Below are 1,882 nucleotides of genomic sequence, written 5' to 3'. Positions count from 1 at the left end.
TCCGACTGTTAACCGTTCGTAGTCGGAGACCATTTTACAGTTAAAACCTTGCTCGACATTCGACTGTTTTACACGCAGCGGTTGAGCTCTACGTTAGGCGAATAAAATACAGCTGCATCCACGATGGAAATATTTACCAACATTATAGGTGTTTTAGCTTTGCTGAGCCCAATCATTATTTGTGCGCTAAGGATTCCTTTGCGTAACAGAGGTATTGGGGCTGGCAGAATATTCTATTTCGCAGTTTTTGTTATGTGGATTGGTTGTGTTGTTCCTGTTTATCTACATAACACACATTTAGAGTGGAGGATGCATTCCTTCGATGTTGACGGTGATGGCTTAATCAACCCAGATGAAATGAACTCTGATGCTCGTCAAGCACTCGATGATTTTGCGAATGACTCACCAGGTAGCAGCGGCTATCCATTATTTGCAATATTTGGTGCCCTTATTTGGTGTTCATCGGTGTTTGTGGCAGATCACTTTATTCGATTATGCTGGCGATTATTACAGAAGCGAAAAGCAAAAAATCTTGCCTAACAAGTCGCTGCATCCGACTGTTAACCGTTCGTAGTCCGAAGACATTATACAGTTAAAACCCTACTTGATTTGCGACGTTTTTACACGCAGCGGTTGAGCTTTACGTTCGACAATAATAAGAATATTTAGATAGGGCGTTCTCGATGCATCATGATTGAAGGTTTCGGTTTTGATCACAGTTGGCTTTATCCATTGATCGTGTCTTGAAGAGATCATCATGCAGGGCAAGATTTCCGTCGGTGGTTCATCAAATGATATGACCTTTTTAGCGCAAGGGGATTGGCACTTTTTTGATTTAGCATGATGCTGACCATCTTCCGGCATTCCTCGTTCCTGCGGGTGCCTCCAGAAGATCACCAACATGCGGATACGCTCATGGTGATGTGCAGTTTTCTTGGGTTGATTACTCCTTGTGTGCCTAGGTTGATTAACCAAGAATCGCGTCGAACAAGTCGCTGCATCCGACCGCTAACCGTTCGGCAGTCAGTGATTTGTGAAGACTTATACTTTTGATCAAGCGCTGTCCTTTTGCGAGGGCGGTCGGTTGAGCTTTACGTTCGACAAGAATGAAGAATAATAAGATCCAGAGGAAGGGTCGCACGTTGTAGCACACGGCGGCGAGTCGTTTGGTTCAGAACATCTCGCGGATTCCGATACTAAGGCGACTCGCTACACCCGACTGGTAAGATTGGCTCATGAAATTTCCCCTCGATTATGCCTGGAGAACACGTCACCATCCGGTCGGAGTTAATGGCGGATTGATCCTCGAATGGTTGGTAGATTTTCTAGCAGAATTTCGTCGAACAAGGCGCTTCATCCGACGCGATACCGTTCGTAGTCCGAGGAAGTTGCAGAGCTAAAATCGTGAATGGCGGCGAATCTGTTTTACAGCGCGCGGTTGAGCTCTACGTTCGGCAAGAATAATGAAGATACCTAAATACGCATTAATTTTTGTTTCACTGGCTCTTGGCGTAGCGGGGTTTCAGATATACAGCGAGCACACGTATGCATACAGATTTGAGGCTGATGGAATAGTAACAGAAGCTCAATGGGACACTCCAAATCACGCGATGTCACTATTCCGAATTAAGGCAGATGATGGATCTGAAAGCGTTCTACATAATCATCGAGTCATATTAACTCGAGACGATATCAAGGTAGGGGACCAATTTTCGAAAGAGCCCGACACATACTACTGTAGAATTAATGGCGTTAGGGTTAAATGCGCTAGATGAAGAAAAAATAAGCCGAACAAGACGAAGCATCCGACAGCTAACCGTTCGGCAGTCAGTGATGTGTGACGATTTAAGATTTCGATCAAGCGCTGTCCTTTTGTGAGGGC

Annotated in this window: 2 protein-coding genes; one reads left to right on the top strand and one right to left on the bottom strand. The window is 45.0% G+C overall.

Going from position 1 to position 1,882, the window contains the following annotated elements:
- Positions 1-123 precede the first annotated feature (123 nt).
- Positions 124-540 (top strand): hypothetical protein, encoded by a 417-nt coding sequence (locus tag JO972_RS16710; RefSeq protein WP_309491229.1) that lies wholly within the window; start codon positions 124-126, stop codon positions 538-540.
- Positions 541-600: 60 nt separating this feature from the next.
- Here the strand turns inward: JO972_RS16710 and JO972_RS16705 are convergent, their stop codons facing one another.
- On the bottom strand, positions 601-903 hold the full coding sequence (locus tag JO972_RS16705; protein WP_309491228.1) for a hypothetical protein: 303 nt from the start codon (positions 901-903) through the stop codon (positions 601-603).
- Positions 904-1,882: the final 979 nt, after the last annotated feature.

Source organism: Oceaniferula flava (assembly GCF_016811075.1).
Lineage (GTDB): Bacteria > Verrucomicrobiota > Verrucomicrobiia > Verrucomicrobiales > Akkermansiaceae > Oceaniferula > Oceaniferula flava.
The sequence above is the reverse complement of the archived record's forward strand: the minus strand, read 5'-3'. Positions and strand labels throughout refer to the sequence as shown.